The sequence below is a fragment of the Metabacillus kandeliae genome, assembly GCF_021166585.1.
In the GTDB taxonomy this organism is placed as follows: domain Bacteria; phylum Bacillota; class Bacilli; order Bacillales; family Bacillaceae; genus Metabacillus_B; species Metabacillus_B kandeliae.
In genome coordinates, this window is sequence record NZ_JAJOZE010000007.1 from 48,923 (window position 1) to 69,588 (window position 20,666).

Annotated in this window: 19 protein-coding genes and 2 riboswitches; of the genes, 12 read left to right on the forward strand and 7 right to left on the reverse strand. The window is 43.8% G+C overall.

All coding sequences use genetic code 11. From position 1 onward, the window contains the following. Window positions 1-11 precede the first annotated feature (11 nt). A complete protein-coding gene (locus tag LRR81_RS14675; protein ID WP_231790135.1) occupies window positions 12-1,502 on the forward strand; it encodes a glycoside hydrolase family 32 protein in 1,491 nt (496 codons plus the stop codon). A gap of 52 nt (window positions 1,503-1,554) precedes the next feature. On the opposite strand, the gene LRR81_RS14680 is transcribed toward LRR81_RS14675, so the two are convergent. Both LRR81_RS14680 and LRR81_RS14685 read right to left on the reverse strand, forming a co-directional pair. Continuing rightward, window positions 1,555-2,733, reverse strand: a complete 1,179-nt coding sequence (locus LRR81_RS14680; protein WP_231790136.1) for an FtsW/RodA/SpoVE family cell cycle protein — start codon at window positions 2,731-2,733, stop codon at window positions 1,555-1,557. A gap of 257 nt (window positions 2,734-2,990) precedes the next feature. Beyond that, entirely contained in the window at window positions 2,991-3,785 is a 795-nt protein-coding gene (locus LRR81_RS14685; protein WP_231790137.1) for an alpha/beta fold hydrolase, read from the reverse strand. Window positions 3,786-4,031: 246 nt separating this feature from the next. On the opposite strand from LRR81_RS14685, the gene lepB reads away from it, so the two are divergent. The 3 genes from lepB (at window position 4,032) to LRR81_RS14700 (ending at window position 7,511) form a co-directional block, all read left to right on the forward strand. Next, complete coding sequence (gene lepB / locus LRR81_RS14690) at window positions 4,032-4,592, forward strand: signal peptidase I (protein ID WP_231790138.1); 561 nt, start codon at window positions 4,032-4,034, stop codon at window positions 4,590-4,592. A gap of 127 nt (window positions 4,593-4,719) precedes the next feature. Then, window positions 4,720-6,342 carry an ABC-F family ATP-binding cassette domain-containing protein gene (locus LRR81_RS14695; protein ID WP_231790139.1) on the forward strand — a complete coding sequence of 541 codons (1,623 nt, stop codon included), beginning with the start codon at window positions 4,720-4,722 and terminating at the stop codon, window positions 6,340-6,342. Window positions 6,343-6,482: 140 nt separating this feature from the next. Beyond that, window positions 6,483-7,511 carry a zinc-binding alcohol dehydrogenase family protein gene (locus tag LRR81_RS14700; protein ID WP_231790140.1) on the forward strand — a complete coding sequence of 343 codons (1,029 nt, stop codon included), beginning with the start codon at window positions 6,483-6,485 and terminating at the stop codon, window positions 7,509-7,511. A gap of 163 nt (window positions 7,512-7,674) precedes the next feature. Here LRR81_RS14700 and LRR81_RS14705 read toward each other — a convergent pair whose 3' ends face one another. Then, on the reverse strand, window positions 7,675-8,550 hold the full coding sequence (locus LRR81_RS14705; protein ID WP_408631611.1) for a glycine betaine ABC transporter substrate-binding protein: 876 nt from the start codon (window positions 8,548-8,550) through the stop codon (window positions 7,675-7,677). A gap of 224 nt (window positions 8,551-8,774) precedes the next feature. Between LRR81_RS14705 and LRR81_RS14710 the strand changes: the two genes are divergently transcribed. After that, complete coding sequence (locus LRR81_RS14710) at window positions 8,775-9,968, forward strand: quaternary amine ABC transporter ATP-binding protein (RefSeq protein WP_231790141.1); 1,194 nt, start codon at window positions 8,775-8,777, stop codon at window positions 9,966-9,968. After that, on the forward strand, window positions 9,965-10,804 hold the full coding sequence (locus LRR81_RS14715; protein WP_231790142.1) for an ABC transporter permease: 840 nt from the start codon (window positions 9,965-9,967) through the stop codon (window positions 10,802-10,804). The genes LRR81_RS14710 and LRR81_RS14715 overlap by 4 nt, the downstream gene beginning before the upstream one ends. Window positions 10,805-10,855: 51 nt before the next feature. Here the strand turns inward: LRR81_RS14715 and LRR81_RS14720 are convergent, their stop codons facing one another. Then, complete coding sequence (locus LRR81_RS14720; RefSeq protein WP_231790143.1) at window positions 10,856-12,088, reverse strand: aminopeptidase; 1,233 nt, start codon at window positions 12,086-12,088, stop codon at window positions 10,856-10,858. 153 nt (window positions 12,089-12,241) lie between these two features. On the opposite strand from LRR81_RS14720, the gene LRR81_RS14725 reads away from it, so the two are divergent. Continuing rightward, window positions 12,242-13,402 carry an acyl-CoA dehydrogenase family protein gene (locus tag LRR81_RS14725; RefSeq protein ID WP_231790144.1) on the forward strand — a complete coding sequence of 387 codons (1,161 nt, stop codon included), beginning with the start codon at window positions 12,242-12,244 and terminating at the stop codon, window positions 13,400-13,402. A 35-nt stretch (window positions 13,403-13,437) separates the two neighbouring features. Here the strand turns inward: LRR81_RS14725 and LRR81_RS14730 are convergent, their stop codons facing one another. Next, entirely contained in the window at window positions 13,438-13,911 is a 474-nt protein-coding gene (locus LRR81_RS14730) for a divergent PAP2 family protein (RefSeq protein ID WP_231790145.1), read from the reverse strand. Window positions 13,912-14,336: 425 nt separating this feature from the next. Here LRR81_RS14730 and abc-f point away from each other — a divergent pair, with 425 nt between their 5' ends. Next, window positions 14,337-16,070, forward strand: a complete 1,734-nt coding sequence (abc-f, locus tag LRR81_RS14735) for a ribosomal protection-like ABC-F family protein (RefSeq protein WP_231790146.1) — start codon at window positions 14,337-14,339, stop codon at window positions 16,068-16,070. 40 nt (window positions 16,071-16,110) lie between these two features. On the opposite strand, the gene LRR81_RS21365 is transcribed toward abc-f, so the two are convergent. Both LRR81_RS21365 and LRR81_RS14745 read right to left on the reverse strand, forming a co-directional pair. After that, window positions 16,111-16,230: a protein YkpC gene (locus LRR81_RS21365; protein ID WP_408631612.1), complete on the reverse strand. Its 120-nt coding sequence runs from the start codon at window positions 16,228-16,230 to the stop codon at window positions 16,111-16,113. Window positions 16,231-16,379: 149 nt separating this feature from the next. Further along, window positions 16,380-16,727 carry a winged helix-turn-helix transcriptional regulator gene (locus LRR81_RS14745; protein WP_231790147.1) on the reverse strand — a complete coding sequence of 116 codons (348 nt, stop codon included), beginning with the start codon at window positions 16,725-16,727 and terminating at the stop codon, window positions 16,380-16,382. A gap of 282 nt (window positions 16,728-17,009) precedes the next feature. Between LRR81_RS14745 and LRR81_RS14750 the strand changes: the two genes are divergently transcribed. The 4 genes from LRR81_RS14750 to LRR81_RS14765 all read left to right on the forward strand — a co-directional run bounded on the left by LRR81_RS14750 (window position 17,010) and on the right by LRR81_RS14765 (window position 20,228). After that, window positions 17,010-18,221 carry an MFS transporter gene (locus LRR81_RS14750; RefSeq protein ID WP_231790148.1) on the forward strand — a complete coding sequence of 404 codons (1,212 nt, stop codon included), beginning with the start codon at window positions 17,010-17,012 and terminating at the stop codon, window positions 18,219-18,221. 269 nt (window positions 18,222-18,490) lie between these two features. After that, window positions 18,491-19,366, forward strand: a complete 876-nt coding sequence (locus LRR81_RS14755) for an MBL fold metallo-hydrolase (protein ID WP_269448675.1) — start codon at window positions 18,491-18,493, stop codon at window positions 19,364-19,366. A 47-nt stretch (window positions 19,367-19,413) separates the two neighbouring features. Beyond that, a riboswitch (yybP-ykoY riboswitch) is annotated at window positions 19,414-19,502 on the forward strand. 120 nt (window positions 19,503-19,622) lie between these two features. Further along, window positions 19,623-19,781, forward strand: coding sequence for an FbpB family small basic protein (locus LRR81_RS14760; RefSeq protein ID WP_231790149.1), 159 nt, complete (start codon window positions 19,623-19,625; stop codon window positions 19,779-19,781). 63 nt (window positions 19,782-19,844) lie between these two features. Continuing rightward, window positions 19,845-20,228 (forward strand): hypothetical protein, encoded by a 384-nt coding sequence (locus LRR81_RS14765; protein WP_231790150.1) that lies wholly within the window; start codon window positions 19,845-19,847, stop codon window positions 20,226-20,228. A 158-nt stretch (window positions 20,229-20,386) separates the two neighbouring features. Beyond that, a riboswitch (cobalamin riboswitch) is annotated at window positions 20,387-20,572 on the forward strand. Window positions 20,573-20,666 lie beyond the last annotated feature (94 nt).

Below are 20,666 nucleotides of genomic sequence, written 5' to 3' on the forward strand. Positions count from 1 at the left end.
CTTGATAGAGCATGAATTCCGAGTATAGAGAAAAATTGGAGAAAGCTGCAGCGCATGCTGAAAAAAGAGGACAGGAAATCAGCAGGACGCCCTTCAGGCCTGGTTATCATATTACAGCACAGGCTGGCTGGATCAATGATCCAAACGGGCTGATTCAGTATAAAGGAGAATATCATGTGTTTTTCCAATACCACCCGTTCAGTGCCGAATGGGGGCCCATGTACTGGGGACATGCCGTAAGCAATGATCTTGTCCGATGGGAGCACCTGCCGCCTGCTTTGGCACCGTTTGAAGAGTATGACAAGGATGGCTGTTTTTCCGGAAGCGCTGTTGAAGAGAATGGGGAGCTTGTCCTTTTCTACACAGGAAATGTATGGCTGAAGGACAGTGATGAAGAGCTTGTTCAGGTTCAATGTGCAGCGAAAAGCAAGGATGGCAGGGAATTTATCAAGCTTGCTGACAACCCTGTTTTATCAAGACCTCCTGAAGGAGCTTCCAATCACTTTCGGGACCCAAAAGTATGGAAGGAAGATGGTAAATGGCATATGGTGCTTGGCTGCCGGATGGGTGACAGCGGGCAGGTGCTCTACTATCATTCTCATGATCTGTTTAGCTGGGAGTATCAAGGTGTGCTTGCGGAAAGCACCAGCGGGAAAAATCTTGGGTTCATGTGGGAGTGCCCGGACTTTTTTGAAATTTCGGGCCAGCGCATTCTTCTTATTTCTCCTGAAGGAATGGAGGCGGAAGGGGAAAATTACCGGAATTTAAAACAAACCGGCTATTTTTGCGGCAGCTTTCAAAATGGCGTTTTTCAGCATGGAGAGTTTTCGGAGCTTGATAAAGGACATGATTTTTATGCAGCTCAAACATTTCAGGATGAAAAGGGAAGAAGGCTCTTATTCGGCTGGATGGACATGTGGGAGCAGGAAATGCCGTCCCAAAGGGATGGCTGGGCAGGAGCCCTGACATTGCCGCGGGAGCTTGAAATGTCTTCTGAGGGGAAGCTGCGCATGAAGCCTGTTAAGGAACTGGAAAAACTCCGCCAAAAGGAATTGGCCTATCTGGAGGACGTGAGCATGGAAGGGGAAAATGTTCTGGCTTTCGGCGACTTGCTTGAATTGAAAGCAGTGTTTGACATCAGTAAAACCAGTGCCGGCAAATTTGGCTTTAAGCTCCGCAGCGGAGCGAGCGGGGAGACGGCTGTTTTCTTTGAAGCAAAGGAGCAGAAAGTCTATCTTGACAGAGAACATTCAGGAGAAGGACCAAAGGGGATCCGGTCAGCCGAAGTATCTGTGAACAGCGGCGAGCTCCTGTTTCATCTGTTTCTTGACCGGTCGTCGGTTGAACTGTTTGTAAATGACGGTGAAACTGCCATGACGTCAAGAATTTATCCTGATCAGAAAAGCCTCGCTCTCAAGCTGTTCGCAGAAGGCGGCAGGGCAAAGGCCAAAACAGTAAGCATCTGGCGGCTTGAAGATATTTGGGAAGAAAAGCATCTCTGATTTTCCCGCAAAAAAAGCGCAGCACCTTTTACAGGTCTGCGCCTTTCTTCTTTTACTTATCGGAAAACATATAAACTCTGTGATGGTATCGAATGCCGAAGATGAGTCCCATTCCTAGCATGCTTCCAAGAATTGCGCTTCCTCCATAGCTGATGAATGGAAGGGGAATCCCTGTAATAGGAAGCAAACCGATTGTCATGCCGGCATTTTGGAATACATGAAAAACAATCATGCTGATAACACCAGCGCATAGATAGCTGTTGAATGGCTCTGTCGTTTCCATGGCCACTTTAATTAAGTGGTAAACGAGAAGAAAGAACAGACTGAGCACAACGCTTGTTCCGAGAAATCCAAATTGCTCTCCAATAACGCTAAAGATAAAATCTGTATGGTTCTCAGGAATATAAACCTGGCTGTTGCCAAATCCTTTGCCGTAAATTTGTCCAGATCCGATAGCTTTCATGGAATTCAGAAGGTGATACCCTTCTCCGCTGCTGTACTCCTCAGGGTTCAGCCAGGAAGTGATCCTGCCGAACTGATACTGGTGAAAACCGAGTGCTTCAAGTACATTGGGGGCTTTCAGCACTAAGTAAAAAACAGTTACAGCAACGAGCGTAATGGAAAGAAAAATGGTTGTGATAATTTTCCAGGAAATACCTGAGACTAAAATTAATCCTGTAGCGATTGCAATAATAACCAGAGCAGTACCCAAGTCAGGCTGCTTCATGATAAATGCGATCGGTACAAGAGCTGTTAAACCAATTTTGAACAGCAGGATAAAATCGGTTTTAACGGTTTTTTCCGTATGCTTCGCATTATGTTTTACAATAACATGACTAATGGCAATAATAACGAACGTTTTGACCAGCTCAGACGGCTGAAAAGTGAGGCTCGATGTCGGGTTAAACCAGCTCTTTGCCCCATTGACCGGTTTGGCAATGCTTGAAGGCGCGATGATGAGCAGCCCAAGCAGAAAGAGCCCAAATCCATATAAGTACCAAGAGAGCCTTTGCAGCTGATCTGAGTCAAAAAACATGACACCTGCTATAATTCCGCTCCCTACAAAGTAAAATAGGATTTGTCTGTATACAAAGCCCAGACCTTCACTATACTGTCCGGAAGTGAGCTGTGATCCATATATGGCAATGCAGCTTACGCAGAAAAATAAAAAAAGCAAAAAAGCCAGCTGATAATCAAACCGCGAACCCATCATTTTTGTTTCTCTTTCCATAACCGTTTATTCACCAACTTACAAAATTTTCTTTTCTAAAATACAGGCTGGCAATGTCTCCAGCTTTTTTCAACTATATTACATCCTATCATACTCCCTGATCCTGCGGGAAACAAAAATGTTTCGTTTCTCTATTTTTTTAGACGGCAATCAGGCGTGTTTTGTTACGGCTTTCTATTAAATTCAGCAGAGGGCCACACGTATTATACCTTGCTTATGAAAAGGAAAAAAGCCCGGAAAGTCCCGGGCGGATGCTTTCATTTCACCTGCTGTTCCAGCTTCTCCATAAAGCGGCGCAATATGGCGTTCAGCTCTGCAGGATTCTTCGTCGGCACCTCGTGCTTTGCACCTGAAATGTAAACAGATACCGTGTTTTTAACATGCATTTTAAATAAAGAATCATAGGAATGAATATAATGATCTTTGGCTCCGTAAACAAGCAAGAGCGGGCATGCAAGAGTATGAAGCCGATCGGTTGACTTGTAATGAAAGGTTTTTTTGTACATTTGATGAAGGATATACGGGTCTGTCCTTATAAATGAGTCATAAAGGGAAGAAAAGATTTTCTCATTCGGTGCATGGGCTTTTGAAATGCCTGCTGCAAGAAGGGGGAGTCCGCCAAACCCGCTTATCGAGATTCCAAGCAAAAATTCCATCTTTAATAGCTCTGTATTCACTTCTGGAAATCCGCCAATCAGAACAAGACCTCTCGTTCTGTCAGGGTAAGCCAATGCAAATTCCTGAGCAATGGCTCCACCGTTTGAGTACCCGACAACGACTGCTCTTTGAATGCCGAGCCCATCGAGCAAATACAGCAGGTCCTCTGCTAAAAGGCTGATGGTGACAGGAACGCTGCCGCTATTGCTCAAGCCATTGCCCCGCATGTCGTATGTAAGCACCTTGGAGGTATTGCTGAGAACCTCCTGATAGGAAAAAGTCTTTAATCCCATTCCTGTCGGATGGATAAACACAATAGGATGGCCGCTGCCTTTTAATTCATAATGAAGCGTTACATTCCTTCTGATTTTAATAAACGGCACTTTTCTAAACACCTGCCTTATCTCTTTATCTGTCAGCAAAGGTAGTTTTTCCGCGCAATATCTTTTTCACTCTTTCATCTTTATAGAGCTTTTTCTTTTTCATTGTTTATATCTCCCCCTGTCATGGAAAAACTGATTAACAGGCCAGGCTAAAATTTTTCCTCGGGTAAAGAAAGACTATGGTAAAATAAGCTGGTGAATGAAAAAGTACTGATAGGATCTAAACAGCCTTTCAGCACTTTAAGGGGGAAAGGAAGCGTGTCGGAAGGTTCATCAAAGCCAAAGAAAAATGCCTATTTAGACTGGTTAAAAGCCATTCTTATTGCAGTGGTGCTTGCAGCAGTCATCCGCTGGTTCTTATTTGAGCCGTACATGGTTGAAGGGTCCTCTATGTATCCAACACTCCGGGATGGCGAAAAGCTTTTCGTTAATAAAACAATACATTACATGGGGCAAATTAAGCGGGGATACATAGTCATCATTGATGGAGAAAAAGAAAACGTCCATTATGTAAAACGGGTAATCGGTCTTCCCGGGGACACTGTACAAGCGAAAAATGACAAACTGTATATTAACGGCAAAGAGCTGAAGGAGTCTTACTTAAACAGCAATGAAAAGGAAGCCGTTCAGCTTGGACTTCAGCTGACAGCCGATTTTGGACCGAAAAAGGTGCCAAAAGGGCAATATTTTGTAATGGGTGACAACAGGCTGAACAGCATGGATAGCCGAAACGGACTTGGTTTGATAAAAGAAAACCGGATAGTGGGCAGATCCGAGTTTGTTTTTTATCCATTTAATGAAGTGAAAGCAACGAGATAACACAGCTCTTGTCAGCTGTGTTCTTTTCATGGGTATGAGAGATGATTCCATTGTAATCAGCAGGCATCATCCTTTATAATGACAGTAGCTTAAATAGGCAAATGCAATAATGATGGAGGATTCATACATGATAACTGTTAGCAATGTCGGTTTGCGATATGGAGACCGCAAACTTTTTGAAGATGTTAATATAAAATTTACTCCCGGCAACTGCTATGGCTTGATTGGAGCGAACGGTGCCGGAAAGTCCACTTTTCTGAAAATCCTGTCAGGTGAAATTGAAGCTCAGACAGGCGATGTGCACATGGGTCCAGGCGAGCGCTTAGCTGTGCTGAAGCAGAATCAATTCGAATATGAAGAACATGAAGTTCTGAAGGTTGTTATTATGGGCCACGCCCGCCTTTACGAAGTCATGCAGGAAAAGGATGCTATTTATATGAAGGCGGACTTTTCTGATGAGGATGGCATGCGCGCAGCTGAGCTTGAGGGCGAGTTTGCCGAGCTGAACGGCTGGGAAGCAGAAAGCGAAGCAGCGATCCTGCTGAAAGGGCTTGGCATTGGCGAAGACCTTCATGACAAAAAAATGTCAGAGCTTACTGGAGGAGACAAAGTAAAGGTTCTCCTTGCACAGGCTCTTTTCGGCAAGCCGGACGTTCTTCTGCTCGATGAGCCGACGAACAACCTTGATATGAAAGCTATTCAATGGCTTGAAGAATTTTTGATCAACTTTGAGAACACTGTCATTGTTGTATCCCATGACCGTCACTTTCTGAACAAGGTTTGTACTCACATTGCCGATCTTGACTTTGGCAAAATCAAAGTTTATGTCGGAAACTACGATTTCTGGTATGAATCAAGCCAGCTTGCGACTAAGCTGACTCAGGAATCCAACAAGAAAAAAGAAGAAAAAATCAAAGAGCTTCAGGAGTTTATTGCGAGATTCAGCGCTAATGCGTCTAAATCGAAACAGGCCACTTCAAGGAAAAAGCTTCTTGATAAAATTTCTCTTGATGATATTCAGCCGTCATCACGGAAATATCCTTATGTCAACTTTACGCCTGAGAGAGAAGTCGGGAACGATCTTCTGACAGTTGAAGGCATTTCAAAATCAATTGATGGAGTAAAAGTTCTGGATAATGTCAGCTTCATTATGAACAAAGGCGATAAAATAGCTTTTGTCGGCAGCAATGAAATTGCCTATTCTACACTCTTTAAAATTTTGACAGGCGAGATGGAGCCGGACAGCGGAAAGTTCAAATGGGGCATTACAACGTCACAGGCATACTTCCCGAGAGATAACAGCGAGTATTTCGAGAAGAATGACATGAGCCTTGTTGACTGGCTGCGCCAATACTCTCCGAATGACCAAAGCGAAAGCTTCCTGCGCGGATTTTTGGGAAGAATGCTGTTCTCAGGAGAAGAAGTGCAAAAGAAAGCATCCGTCCTTTCGGGTGGAGAAAAGGTCCGCTGCATGCTGTCCAAAATGATGCTTAGCGGCTCAAATGTTCTTCTTTTGGATGACCCGACAAACCATTTGGATCTTGAATCCATTACCGCATTGAACAATGGTTTGACAAGCTTTAAAGGCTCAATGCTCTTTACTTCTCATGACCATCAGTTTGTACAGACGATTGCCAACCGCATTATTGAAATCACACCAAGCGGTATGCTGGATAAGCAGCTGACATATGATGAGTATTTGGAAAATGGAGAGATCCAAAAACAGCTTGAAACAATGTATGCTTCTTAATAAGAGAACCCTGGACCTGCGTCCAGGGTTTCTTTTTGTTTTGCCCCTCATTCACAGCACGATTCGAAAAGCAGCTGGTTTTCAATAAAGCGATAAAGGGGAAACTATCTTTGGGAATAAAAAATGAAGGAGAGAACTGTATGGGGAAAATGAAAGCTGTAGGGCTATATAAGCACTTATCTGTGGAGCATCCGGAAAGCCTGCTGGACCTGGAAATAGACAAGCCTGAGGCAACAGGAAGAGATCTGCTGATAGAAGTAAAGGCTATATCTGTTAACCCAGTTGATACAAAAATCAGAAAATCCAAAGGCGAGGAAGAGGAAGAGCCGAAAATCCTCGGCTGGGACGCTGCAGGAGTTGTAGTGGAAACAGGACCAGAAGTCACTTTTTTCAAACAGGGTGATGAAGTATATTATTCCGGATCTGTTGCAAGGCAGGGAACAAACAGTGAATTCCATCTCGTTGATGAAAGAATTGCGGCAAGAAAGCCTGAGAGCTTAGGTTTTAAAGAAGCGGCTGCAATCCCGCTGACAGGCATAACAGCATGGGAAGCGCTCTTTGAAAGGCTTGGCTATAAAGCTGAAAAAGGCGGGAATAAAGGAGTGAGAATGCTGATAATCGGTGCTGCAGGCGGGGTTGGGTCTATCGCAGTGCAGCTTGCAAGCTGGGCTGGATTTACTGTAATTGGAACAGCCTCACGCCCTGAAACAGAACGCTGGGCAAGAGAGATGGGGGCAGATTACTTGATCAATCACCGCGAGTCCCTCTCTGAGCAGCTGAAAGAACTGGACATTTCTGAAGTGGATGCGATTTTTTGCTTGAACAGCACTGCGGAGCATTGGGAAGAGATGGTACAATCAATTAAGCCGCAAGGAAGTATCTGTTCGATTGTGGAAACCGACCAAAAAATTGACCTATCCATGCTGCAGCAAAAAAGCGGCAAATTTGTATGGGAGTTCATGTTTACAAGATCCTTATTTGAAACAGACGATATGATTAAGCAGCGCGAAATTCTTTCCAATCTGGCACAAATGCTTGATGAGGGAACAATAAGAGGAACAGCAACCGAAACACTCTCTCCCATCAATGCTGAAAAATTAAAAGAAGCCCATAGAAAATTGGAAAGCGGCAAAACGATTGGGAAAATTACGCTTGAATCTTTTGAATAAGAAGAATGGGACTGGAAGGCGCGCATAAGAAGTGAAAGCTGCGCATGAAAGAACAAAAAGCAATCCAAGCTAATTCATATGCTCCAACTCATTACAGCCTATACAGAACGGCAAATAAAATAAAAGAAGGTGCCTCAAAATATTGAGGCACCTTCTTTTAAATTTACGCATTCATCCACTTCTTAACAAGCTCAGGATTTTCATCCATCCACTTTTTTACACCTTTTTCAGGTTCATAACCAGCATCACCGCTAGTTGATTCATTGACATATTTAATCAGCTGTGAAAGTTCTTTATCAGTCATGTCCCATTTTTCATACATTTTAACAATTTCAGGGTGCTCTTTGCTGAAGCCCTTTTTCATCATGTAATGGATGTTATCAGGCTTTCCATAAACACCTTTAGGATCTTCTAAGTATTTTAGCTTTTCAACAGAAAATATCCAGTGGGGATTCCAAAGCGTTACGACCACAGGCTTTTTTTGCTCGTAGGCTTTATTCAGCTCTGTCAGCATCGCAGCCTCTGAGGATTCAATCAGGTCGGTTTTGAGTCCGTATTCTTTTTGCACTGTCTGGGAGAGCTGCATTAAGCTTGATCCGGGGTCAATTCCGAAAATTTTTCCTCCAAATTCACTGCTGTGCTTATTCAGATCTTCAATTGAATTTACATCCTTCATATACTCGGGGACAGCAAGGCCGAGCTTTGCTCCTTTATACCAGGAACCGCCAACCTCTACTTTATCTTTGTACTTATCATAATATGGCTTGTCTGTTTGAGGAAGCCAGACATACCCAGTGATGTCTACATCACCTCTTGCTACACCAGTCCACATAGCGCCTTTGTCAAGCTCCATCATTTGTACGTTGTAGCCCTTTTTTTCTAAAATGGCTTTCCAGAGATAGGCGACAGAGATGCTGTCAACCCAGTTGATTAATCCTAGCTTTACTTTCTTTTGGCTTTCTGCAAGGGGGTTGCTGCAGGAAGTAAGGAAAAAGGAAAGAAGAAGCATAATGGAGGCGAAAATTTTCAGTTTTTTCAATTGATGTACTCCTTTCAGAAAACGATTCCAAATATATAGTTTCCCATCCTCGATAGAAACAAAACCTATTTTGAAAAAATAAAATAAGAAGATGTTTATCAGTCTATTTTAACGGGTAAATGGTATATATCCCGTTATCCGCCAATAGCTAAACCTTCTCTAACTTCCGCACGAATTTAACTCCCATTATTGGCAAAGAATAGTGAAAAGAAAGAGGTGGAGCTATGGAAAAAACAATCATTAAAGTGGAGAATGTCAGCAAGGTCTTTGGGAAAAACCCATCCAAAGGCATTGAACTGCTTAATAAAGGAAAAACAAAGCAAGAAATTCTAAAAGAAACAGGAATGACTGTAGGGGTTAAGCAAGCGAGTTTTGAAGTACATAGCGGTGAAATCTTTGTCATTATGGGGTTATCCGGGAGCGGAAAATCAACACTGGTAAGGCTGCTGAACAGGCTGATAGAGCCAACGGCAGGATCGATTACGATCAGCGGGAAAGAGTTAGTGAAGATGAAGCCTGAGGAACTCCGGGAGGTCCGCAGAAAGAAAATGAGCATGGTATTTCAGCGTTTTGCCTTGTTCCCTCATAGAACCATTTTGGAAAATGCAGCCTACGGGCTTGAGGTGCAGGGGACTGCAAAAAGTGACCGCGACAAGAAGGCAATGGAATCATTGCATCTCGTTGGCCTGAAAGGATACGAAAACAGCTATCCTGACGAGCTGAGCGGCGGGATGCAGCAGCGTGTTGGATTAGCGAGAGCTCTTGCAAATGATCCTGATGTTTTGCTGATGGATGAGGCATTCAGCGCCCTTGATCCATTAATCAGAAAAGACATGCAGGATGAATTGATCGAACTGCAGGATCAGATGAAAAAAACCATTATCTTTATTACTCATGATCTTGATGAAGCACTCCGGATTGGAGACAGGATTGCTCTCATGAAGGACGGAGAAATTGTTCAAATCGGAACACCGGAAGAAATTATGACGAACCCGGCCAATGATTATGTCAAGAGGTTTGTGGAAGATATCAACCTTGCAAAAGTGCTGACAGCTGAAAGCGTCATGAGCAGGGCGGAAACCATTCTGGTTGACAGGGGTCCGCGCGTGGCACTCCAAATTTTAAGACAGGCTGGCATGACTTCGCTGTATGCTGTTGATAAAGGCCACAAATACATGGGGCTTGTGACAGCAGATGACGTGTCAAAAGCAATGGCTGAAAAAGTTCATCTCTCAGATATTCTTCATACTGATGTTCCGACAATCAAGCCTGATACTCTTGTTGAGGAAATGTATGAAAAGATGGCCATGACGAATTATCCTCTCCCTGTTGTTGACGAAAACAACCGTTTAAGAGGGGTTGTAAAACGGAGCAGTGTGATTCAGGCGCTTGCCGGAATTGAGGTGGTGGAGCAATGAACATACCAAAGCTGCCTCTAGGCGTTTACGTAGACCATTTTGTTCAATTTTTAAATGATAAGCTTCTTGGTTTTTTCAATGTGATTGGAACAGTCATTGAAACCTTTAACGACATTCTTGTTGGAATTTTGGCATTCATTCCAGCCATCCTGCTAGCTGTCATCGTTGCAGGGCTTGCGTATTGGGCAAGCAGAAGATGGGGGCTGACTGTCTTTACACTGATTGGTCTTCTGCTGATTATCAATCTTGGATACTGGGAACAGACGCTTGATTCACTGGCTCTTGTTCTCACATCTGTTATCATTTCGATGATTATTGGAATACCGCTTGGCATCTGGTGCTCTCAAAGCGACAGGGTATCGGGGATCTTAAGTCCGATTCTGGACTTTATGCAGACAATGCCGGCATTTGTTTACTTGATTCCTGCAATTTTATTTTTTGGGATTGGTGTAACACCAGGTATTATTGCTTCCGTCATTTTCGCCATGCCGCCGACCATCCGTTTGACCAACCTTGGTATCAGGCAGGTGCCGGAAGATCTTGTAGAAGCATCAAATGCTTTCGGTTCTACTACTTCTCAAAAGCTGTTCAAAGTTCAGCTGCCGCTTGCTACAGGCACGATCATGGCTGGCGTTAACCAAAGCATTATGCTCGCTCTTTCGATGGTTGTTATCGCATCACTTGTAGGGGCGCCAGGGCTTGGTGTTGAAGTTTACCGGGCAGTGCAAAGAATACAGGTTGGACTTGGATTTGAAGCAGGTATAGCGATCGTTATTCTTGCCATCATCCTGGACAGGATCACGCAGAGCCTGAATCCGTCTAAACGAAAAAGATAAAAAAAAGAAACCGGACGCTTCTTGATGAAGTGTCCGGTTTTAATATTTTTATTAAACAGCCCAGTTGCCGTTGCGGAAGATCGGTTCTCTTGTACCGTCTTCTTTGATGCCGTCGATAGACATGCTGTTTGAGCCGATCATGAAATCAACATGGGTAATGCTTGAATTTACTCCGTGCTTCGCAAGCTCTTCACGGGACATTTTTTTTCCGCCTTCAATATTAAAGGCATAGCCGCTGCCGATGGCTAAGTGATTTGATGCATTTTCATCAAACAGCGTATTGTAAAACAAGATGCCGGAATTGGAGATCGGTGAATCGTGCGGTACAAGTGCTACTTCTCCCAAATAGTGAGACCCTTCATCTGTTTCAACCAGATGCTTTAAGATTTCTTCGCCAGTTTTGGCTTTAACATCCACAATGCGGCCATTTTCAAAGGTAATTGTAAATTCATCAATTAAATTTCCTCCGTAGCTGAGAGGCTTGGTGCTTGAAACTGTGCCGTTTACACCATCTTTCAGCGGAACGGTAAAGACTTCTTCTGTCGGCATGTTCGCCATGAATTCAACATCCTGTGAGTTGATGCTGCCAGCGCCTACCCATTCGTGTTTTTCATGAAGGTCAATTGTTAAATCTGTGCCTTCAGCCTGATAGTGCAGGGATTTATATCGCTTTCCATTCAAATAATCCACTTTGCTGTGAAGAGAGCTGTCATGATCCTTCCAAGCCTGAACAGGGTCTTCCAAATCAGCCCTTACAGCCTTGAAGATCGCATCCCATAGCTTGCTGATTGCCTCTTCATCTGAAGCATCAGGGAAAATTTTCTTGGCCCAGTCCTTTGAAGCTGCTGCAACGACAGTCCAGCTTACTTTGTCTGATTGTATGTACGTGCGGTATTTATCAAGAGCCTGCCCTGCTGCTTTGCTGGCTGCTGCAATTTTTTTTGAGTCAATTCCTTTTAAAAGATCAGGATTTGATGATACAACTGACATGAAAGCAGCGTTGCCCTCTGCCAGCTCTTCTTTGCTTTTTGCTAGCCATGAAGGGTATTCTTCAAAAGCTTCGTCTGGCGCAAGCTCATACTTCGTTCTCGCAACCGTTTCGTCATGCCAGTCTACTTGAACATTTTTGGCTCCCTGTTCATAGGCTTTTCGCGTAACAAGCCTGACAAAGTCAGCTGCATCAAGTGAAGCATTGATGACTAGTGTTTGTCCTTTTTGAATATTGACGCCGACCTTAACGGCAAGCTCTGCATATTTTTCCAGTGTTTCTTTAAATTCAGCCATAAAAAAACCCTCCATATACCAATTTCAATAAAACGCTTTCTAGCCCATCATACCAAAATACTTATAAAGAAGAAAATATTTGCAGACCCTTTCGCTTTATTATTAAAAAGAAAAGAAGCTAAAATATAGGAAAGAAAAAAAGCAGGTGATAGGATGTCATACCTTGATGAGCAATTTGTTAAAACAAAAGAACAGCAGGAATTGATGCGAAAAGCTGCCGTCCTTTCGGAACGTTTCTTCAAACGTGCTGAAAAACATGACTGTGAGGCATCATTCCCTTTTGATAATTTTGAAGATTTAAAAAAAGAAGGATTTTATTCGCTAACTATTCCAAAGGAGTTTGGCGGAAAAGGTATTGATCTGTATACCTTTTTGCTCCTTCAGGAGAGAATTGCCCATGGGGACGGGCCTACTGCCCTTTCGATTGGATGGCATTCAGGTCTTTTTATTAATTTAAGGGAATCAATGAAATGGGAACCGGCTGTTTTTGAAGAAATAGCCCGTGATGCTGCCGGTAATAATAAATTAATCAACAGTGCAGCATCTGAGGCAGGAACCGGAAGCCCCCAGCGTGGAGGAAAACCTGAAACAACTGCGAGAAAAACTTCTGACGGGTGGATTATTAACGGAAGAAAGATCTTCACTTCGCTTGCACCAATCCTGGACTATTTTATTATCACAGCATCTCTGGAAGAGACTGATGAGGTGGCTGAGTTCATTATCCAAAGAACCACTCCAGGGCTGTCGATTGAAGAAACATGGAATACGATGGGGATGCGCGGCACGAGAAGCGATGATCTCATTCTGACTGATGTGAACGTTCCAGAAAAGGCGCTTGTCAGCGGCAATAATGAGAAAAAGCAAATGGCGCAGGGCTGGCTGCTGCACATACCTGCCTGCTATCTGGGAATTGCCATTTCAGCGAGAAATTATGCGGTTCAATTTGCCAAGCACTATCAGCCGAACAGTCTGTCCCATCCAATCAGCGAGGTGCCGGAAGTGAGAAGAAAAACAGCTGAAATGGATTTGAAGCTGTACAGTGCTCGCCAGCTGATGTATGCAGCTGCTGCTAAATGGGATGAGGACGAGGCAGTTCGTCCAAGTCTTGGAGCAGAGCTTGCTGCAGTGAAGCATATTGCCGTGAATGCAGCAATCGATACAGTTGATTTGGCAATGAGAATGGTCGGAGGGCAAAGCCTGTTTAAATCAAAGCCGCTTGAAAGGCTGTACAGGGATGTAAGAGCAGGACTGCACAATCCTCCTTCAGAGGATGTCGCAATTAAACTGATGGCAGACAGAGCCTACAGGGAATAAAGAAGAGCGGGGCAGCTGCTGTCCCGCTCTTTGCATTACTTCCTTGCATCTTCTATTTTCGCACAGGCAATTCCAATCAAAATTCCAAGAAGAGCGCCGCCGGCAACCTCTGCGGGCTGATGGCCCAAAAGTTCATTCAGCTCTTCCTGCTGCTTGACATGCCCGAGCCCTGGGAGATGGCCCGATATGACCTCGATGTCTTCGTCAAGATCATTCACAAGCTTGGCGATCTCGCCTGTATGCCTTCTGATTCCTTGCGCATCATACATCACGATGGCGCCGAAAACGACTGCCAATGCGGTCTCAATTGAGCTTGTCCCTTTTTTGGCAGCGACATATGAAGCAAGTGAAGCAACGCCTGCGGAGTGAGAGCTTGGCATTCCGCCAGTTGAAAAAATGGTTCTCCAATCCCATTTTCCAGTCATTTTTTTATACGTAAAAAGCTTAAGTCCCTGTGCAATCCCAATGGCAGATAATGCTGTTACAATTCCTGAATTGGCTTTGTTCATTTCACTCACCCCGATTAAATTTAGTTTGAAACAAAAAAGAGAAACTATTCAGCTCCTTTAACCTTATACCCAATAATCCGCTTGCTGAAAATATTGCCTGCAGCCATTGCATAAATTGAAAAAAGTGAATATACTATAACTAATTCAGCGTACGGAAAGGAGAAAAAAGGGCCGATGAAGTTTTAATCTTATTTTTCTAAAGGATTGCCAATAAGCAATAACCTGGAGAAATAGGATTCGTCTGCCCTTTTTGATCTATAGCAAACCCTCCGTCAAAGGGGGAAGTCTGTTTCCACAGACAGACTGCTATGTTTTTTAAGTGCACCCGGAAACCTCTTCAGGCATATTGCTTGGGAGGTTTTTTTGCATAGAGCTTTGCTGGGTGATAAAACAGCAGAGCCTTGTTTTAGAAAGGGGATGCATGTATGAACATAGTAAAAATCCGAAGCATTTTTAAAAATTTTGGTGAAAAAGAAATATTAAAAGGAGCGAGCCTTGATATTAGGGCTGGTGATAAAATCGGGCTTGTCGGATATAACGGTACAGGTAAAACAACGCTGCTGCGCATTCTTGCTGGAGTCCTGAGCCAAGACAGCGGAAGCATTGACACGTTTGGAAAACAGCTGACAATCGGATATCTGCAGCAGTCTGTTGATTATACTGAAGGCAATTTTGCGTCCATGATGCATGGGGAAGGATTAAAATCAGCACTCGAAGCAAGCAGCCGTCTTGGGTTTAAAAAAACAGCCGATTTGGAAAGGGAGCGTTTGCGGCATTTAAGCGGGGGGGAGAAGCTGAAGCTAGCTCTTTCAGAAGTATGGGCGGGAAACCCGCAATTGCTTATACTTGATGAGCCAACCAATCATCTCGATTTGCAGGGCGTGAACTGGCTTGTTGATGAGCTTGCGAAATTTCATGGTGCTGCTATTATTGTTTCACATGACAGGTATTTTCTTGACAGGACCGCAAACAGGGTGGAAGAGCTCGCCGCCGGCAAGCTTGAAAGCTATACCGGAAACTATACGGCCTATAGAGAGGAAAAGAAAGGAAGAAGAGAGGCACAGCAGCATCAATATGAAAAGCAGCAAAAATACAAAGATAAAATAGAGGAGCAGATTGATAACTTGAAGGGCTGGTCAGACAAAGCCCATAATGATTCAAGAAAAAAAGAACGCTTAAAATTAGGGAAAAAAGAATACTTCAGAATGAAAGCGAAGAAAAAGGATGTTCAAATCAAGTCAAAAATGAAAAGACTGACGGCAGAGCTGGAGAACAACAAAGCGGATAAACCCCTTGAGGAACCTGGCCTATTCTTTGAGTTCGAAAACGCAGATAAGAGAGGGAAAAGAATGATCGAAGCCAGTCATCTGAGGAAAAGCTTCGGCGGGAGTCTTCTTTTCCAAGACAGCAGCTTTTACGTAAAGCAGGGTGAAAAGGTCGGACTCATAGGGCCAAATGGATCCGGTAAGACAACTCTTCTTAAGATGATTCTTGGTGAACAAGGTGTTTCAGAAGGGTCACTATGGGTGAGCCCTGCTTTAAAGATCGGATACTTGAGCCAGGATGTCGGTGACCTGCCTGGAAATGTCACACCTCAGGAAGCACTGAATCTTTCTTCACGCGAAGATATTCTTTCCTTTAGAAGCATATGTGCCGGACTGGGTATGAAAGAGGAAACCGTCAGCCAAAAGATTGAAAACCTTAGCCTTGGTCAGCGGACAAGAATAAAACTCGCGGGACTGCTGTTAGATGAAACGGACTTGCTTATTTTGGACGAACCAACGAACCATCTGGACCTGCCGGCCAGGGAGCAGCTTGAAGAAACCCTGCTGTCATTTAAAGGCACATTGCTGCTGGTTTCCCATGATGCGTACTTTATGGAAAAACTGTCTGATAAGCTGTTGGTTTTTCAGCATCAGCAGGTGAAAAGGCATGAGGAAGGATTAAAAGACTTTATTGAGAAAAAAGAGCAAAACAGTACTGCATCGAAACAGGAGGATACAAAAAATGATCTGTTGATTATTGAAACAAAATTGGCGGCTGTTCTCGGTGAATTAAGCCTGCTGCAGCCGGCAGACCCTAAATTTCAGGAGCTTGACAAGGAATTTCAAAAGCTGGCATCTGAAAAACGTGCCCTTCAGCAAAAACAAAACAAGTAGAAAGAAAGAGCCTGGCCATTAGCGGCCAGGCTCTTTCCTCTTACTTCCCGGCAGCTGCTCCGCCTGATCCAGGCAGGTTGGCCATCGAAACAGTAATTCCGCCGCCGATAATTCCTGTCAGCAGTAAACTGATCAAAATCCGCCTGCCTATATCTTTCATTATTTTCAGCCTCCATATCATCGTCCAGTTCAAATCCTTTCTCACTATATACGGAGGACAAGCAGTCTGAAAAGGAGAAATTCGGAAGTTTTTTAAAATAGGGAAAAAGAACTGAAAAAAAACAGCCGTAAAATGCGGCTGTTTTATTATTAAACGTTCAGCAGAGCTACTGAAAGCTCTTTATCCTTCTTTTGCAAGTGACACTCGCCCCATTCACATAAAGAATCGAGGATAGGCTGAAGCGACCATCCATATTCAGATAGGGAATACTCTACCTTCGGAGGCACTTGATTATATACCTGCCTTAAAATCACACCGTCTGTTTCAAGCTCTCTGAGCTGCTGTGTCAGCATTTTCTGCGTGATGCCAGGCATCAGGCGCTTCAGCTCGCTCGTTCTTTTTGTTCCTTTTGTCAAGTGGCAGAGAATGACCACTTTCCACTTTCCCCCGATCACTTCCAGTGTCGCTTCTACGGGAATATTATATACTTTTTGCATTTTATCACTCCTGCTTCATACTAAGGATCTTTTTGGGGTGTATATCAATATTAGATAGTATGTACGAAGTATACCACTCCGGCAAATGATATACACCTGCTAATTGCTGTCAATCAGCAGGCACTTTTTAGTGCCTATAAAACCGCAGGGTGCCTATATCACTTTAAAGTACGTTCTTCACGAAAGGATCATAAGGGGCCATAATAATCTATGCAGCACTACAAAGAACAGCTGCTGGATAAAAAGGCCTTTTTATCAATTTAACATTAAGGAGAGATAATATTGACTTCATATACAGAAACTAATAGAGCTTTCGATTCTAAAAGGAGTCTGTTTGCGCTTTTGGCTTTGGCAATCAGCGCTTTTGGAATCGGGACAACTGAATTTATCAGTGTCGGACTTCTCCCGGGTGTTGCTAAAGATCTTGGCGTCACTGAAACAATGGCAGGGCTGACGGTTTCGCTTTATGCACTTGGGGTTGCGTTCGGAGCTCCGGTTTTAACAGCGGCAACAGCGAAAATGTCCAGAAAAAGCTTGCTTATGTGGATTATGATTGTATTTATTGCTGGCAATGCATTTGCTGCAAGTGCCCAAACATTCGGCATTCTGCTTGCTGCAAGAGTTATTTCAGCATTTGCCCACGGTGTCTTTATGGCCATAGGTTCTACCATCGCAGCAGATCTTGTTCCTGAAAATAAAAGAGCAGGCGCAATCTCAACAATGTTTACAGGCCTGACGGTTGCAACTGTAACTGGTGTGCCGATCGGTACATGGGCAGGGCAGCAGTTCGGCTGGAGGGCAGCTTTTATCGGTATTACGGCCATTGGGATCATCGCTCTTATCTCCAACTCTTTCCTGGTGCCGGGCAATCTGAAAAAAGGTGCACCCGTTTCCTTTAAAGACCAAGTAAAATTAGTGACGAACAGCCGAATTCTGCTCGTTTTGCTTATAACAGCGTTCGGATACGGCGGTACGTTTGTTGTTTTCACCTATTTGTCTCCTATACTTCAGAAAGTGACGGGTTATGCTGAAGGCACAATAAGTGCCATCCTGCTTTTTTACGGGATTGCTATTGCCATCGGCAACATGATCGGCGGAAAGCTTGCCAACAATAACCCTGTGAGATCCTTGTTTTACATGTTTATCGTTCAGGCCGTCATCCTGTTTATCCTGGCATTTACGGCACCGATGAAAATTGCCGGCCTGATTACCATCCTGGCAATGGGGCTTCTTGCTTTTATGAACGTTCCTGGATTGCAAGTATACGCCGTGATCCTTGCGGAGCGGTTTGTACCAGGGGCAGTTGACGTAGCATCAGCCCTGAACATTGCCGCATTCAATGCAGGCATTGCGATCGGATCCTATCTTGGCGGAGCTGTCGCGGATTCCATCGGACTGGTCCATACACCGTGGATCGGCGGACTAATGGTGATTGCAGCTGTCCTTTTAACTGCTATCAGCAGAAGGCTTGAGAAAAAAGACAAAGCAGCATAAGTAAAGCGGAAGCCGCTCGTTTAGCCCCGACAGCTGCTTGCGGAAAATCCCGAAAAGTCAGGTCTTAGACTTTTTGGTTTTTTCTGAAGCGACTAAACACTCGGGCTAGCGGCTATGGATAATAAGAAAAGAGGGTGTCCAGTTATTGGACACCCTCTCTCTATTTCATCAAAACCGAAGCTTACCGCCCTGGTTACCTCCTTATCTGATGCCAGTGCTTCCATATTATAAAAAGACATGAACATAAAAAGAGAAGAAGATGCTATCATATGATGGAAATTATTTTTTATTTAACAGGAGGGATGGAAGTGGAAGGATATATCTGCATGACTTGCGGCGTCCAGTATGAACCTAGTGAAAGAGAACCTGAAAGCTGTCCGATTTGTGAAGATGAAAGGCAGTATGTGAACCCTGAAGGACAAAAATGGACAACACTTCAGTCCATGAAAAAGGAAGGGCGATTTCAGAATAAATGGGTGGAGGAGGAAGAAGGGCTTTACAGCGTGAAAACAGATCCTGGCTTTGCCATTGGGCAGACTGCTTATTTTATTAAGCAAGAATCAGGAAATGTACTCTGGGACTGCCTCACGTATCTTGATGAGGAAAGCATTCAAAAAATTAAAAAGCTCGGCGGCATACATGCTATTGCGATTTCTCATCCTCATTATTATTCTGCCTGCATAGAATGGGCTGAAGAATTTGACGCAAAAGTACTTCTTCATGAAAACGACCGGCACTGGGTGCAGAGGGGATCAAACTTCATCCAATATTGGAAAGGCCAATCTTTTCCCATCCATAAAAACATGATTTTGCACTGTCTTGGAGGTCATTTTCCAGGAGGAACGGTTATGGAATGGAGAGAAGGAAACGAGGGAAAAGGAATCCTTTTCTCAGGCGATATTCTCCAGGTAGCACCCGACCAGGATTGGGTCAGTTTCATGTACAGCTATCCTAATATGATTCCTCTTCCGGCTGAAAAAGTGAAAGCAATGGCCATGCAGACAGAGGAGATGAAATTTGACCGTATATACAGCGCCTTCCGCCGGATTGTGAAAAAAGAGGCGCAAGCATCTGTTAAAAGATCGGCAAAAAGGTATATTGCTGCTCTGGATGGATCGCTTTTTTCAGGCGATAGAAAAAGTTGACTGGTATTCGGGACTGCGCTATAATAAATATATCTTAATAGTACGTTTACCCTCTCAAAGGGGAGTAGCTTTTTGAATAAAGTCGTCATTACGGGAATAACCTCCCCGGCTTTATTGGCAGCAGATACCTGCTGCTAGCGAGACCTTTGCCAATCAATTGGTAAAGGCATTTTTATTTTTCAGCGCTTTTACCATTAGGTAAAAGCGCTTTTTTCTGCTTTTAAGAGGATAGGCGGCCATAGAAAGGAAGCAAGCCATGAGGAAAAATGTGTTTAAAAACATGGAAGAACTGATCAGGATCAACAAACAGGAAATGCTGAATGACACAAAAGTGCTTGAAACCATCGATGAAAAACTGGATCAGAAGCATGCTGGCTACAAAAAAAGTTCAAAAAAATTGTTAAGAAAGGCTTAAAACAGGCTTGGCAAAGGAATAACATATATCATACTCATTTAACTAAAGGAGCTAAAACATAATATGAAGAAACTATTATCAGCCTTTATCGTGTTCACCCTGCTGTTCAGTCCTGCGGGCAACTTCATCAGCTTTAACCAGGACCACACAGTCAGTGCAAAAGGCTTCCGTTCTGGAGGCGGATTTAAATCACCTTCGATGTTTAAGCAAAAGAAAAGCTATAACAACTACAATAAATTCAGAGCCTACCGAAAGCCAGCATCAAGCACCAGAGGTTCTTTCATGAGAGGACTTTTCTTCGGCGGTCTGACCGGCCTTCTCTTTGGCAGCATGTTCAGCCATATGGGCGCTTTTGGGTCATTGCTTGGCCTTATGGTGAATATTATCGGGCTTTTCATCCTTTTCTACATTATCAGGAAACTGTTCAGGACTTTTGCCGGAAGATAACCAGCGGAAAAAAAGCGGCTCTTTTTAAAGGGCCGCTTTTTATATGTTATTGGATTTTTTAAAATTTATAGCTGCATCAAAGAAAACGGATTCTTTTGCCGCTCTGCAAAAAAAAGAGTATAATAGCTTTGTTACATAAGGCTTATTAAAAAAAGCCAATATATCGATTTGGTACAGGTGCCGATTCACATGATCGGCATAATAGGGAAGCTGGTGTGATTCCAGCGCGGTCCCGCCACTGTAATTGGGAGCAATTCTGCATAATATCCACTGTGCAAAGCATGGGAAGGAGCAGACTTGCGATGATCAAGAGCCAGGAGACCTGCCTGAAGCCATTTCACCTTTAAACCTACGAGGAATAGGAAGGTGCCGTTAAAGATGCAATTGTTGAAAAAGCATTTGTCTTTTCATGCCGGCAGCACTTCCCACACACAGGGA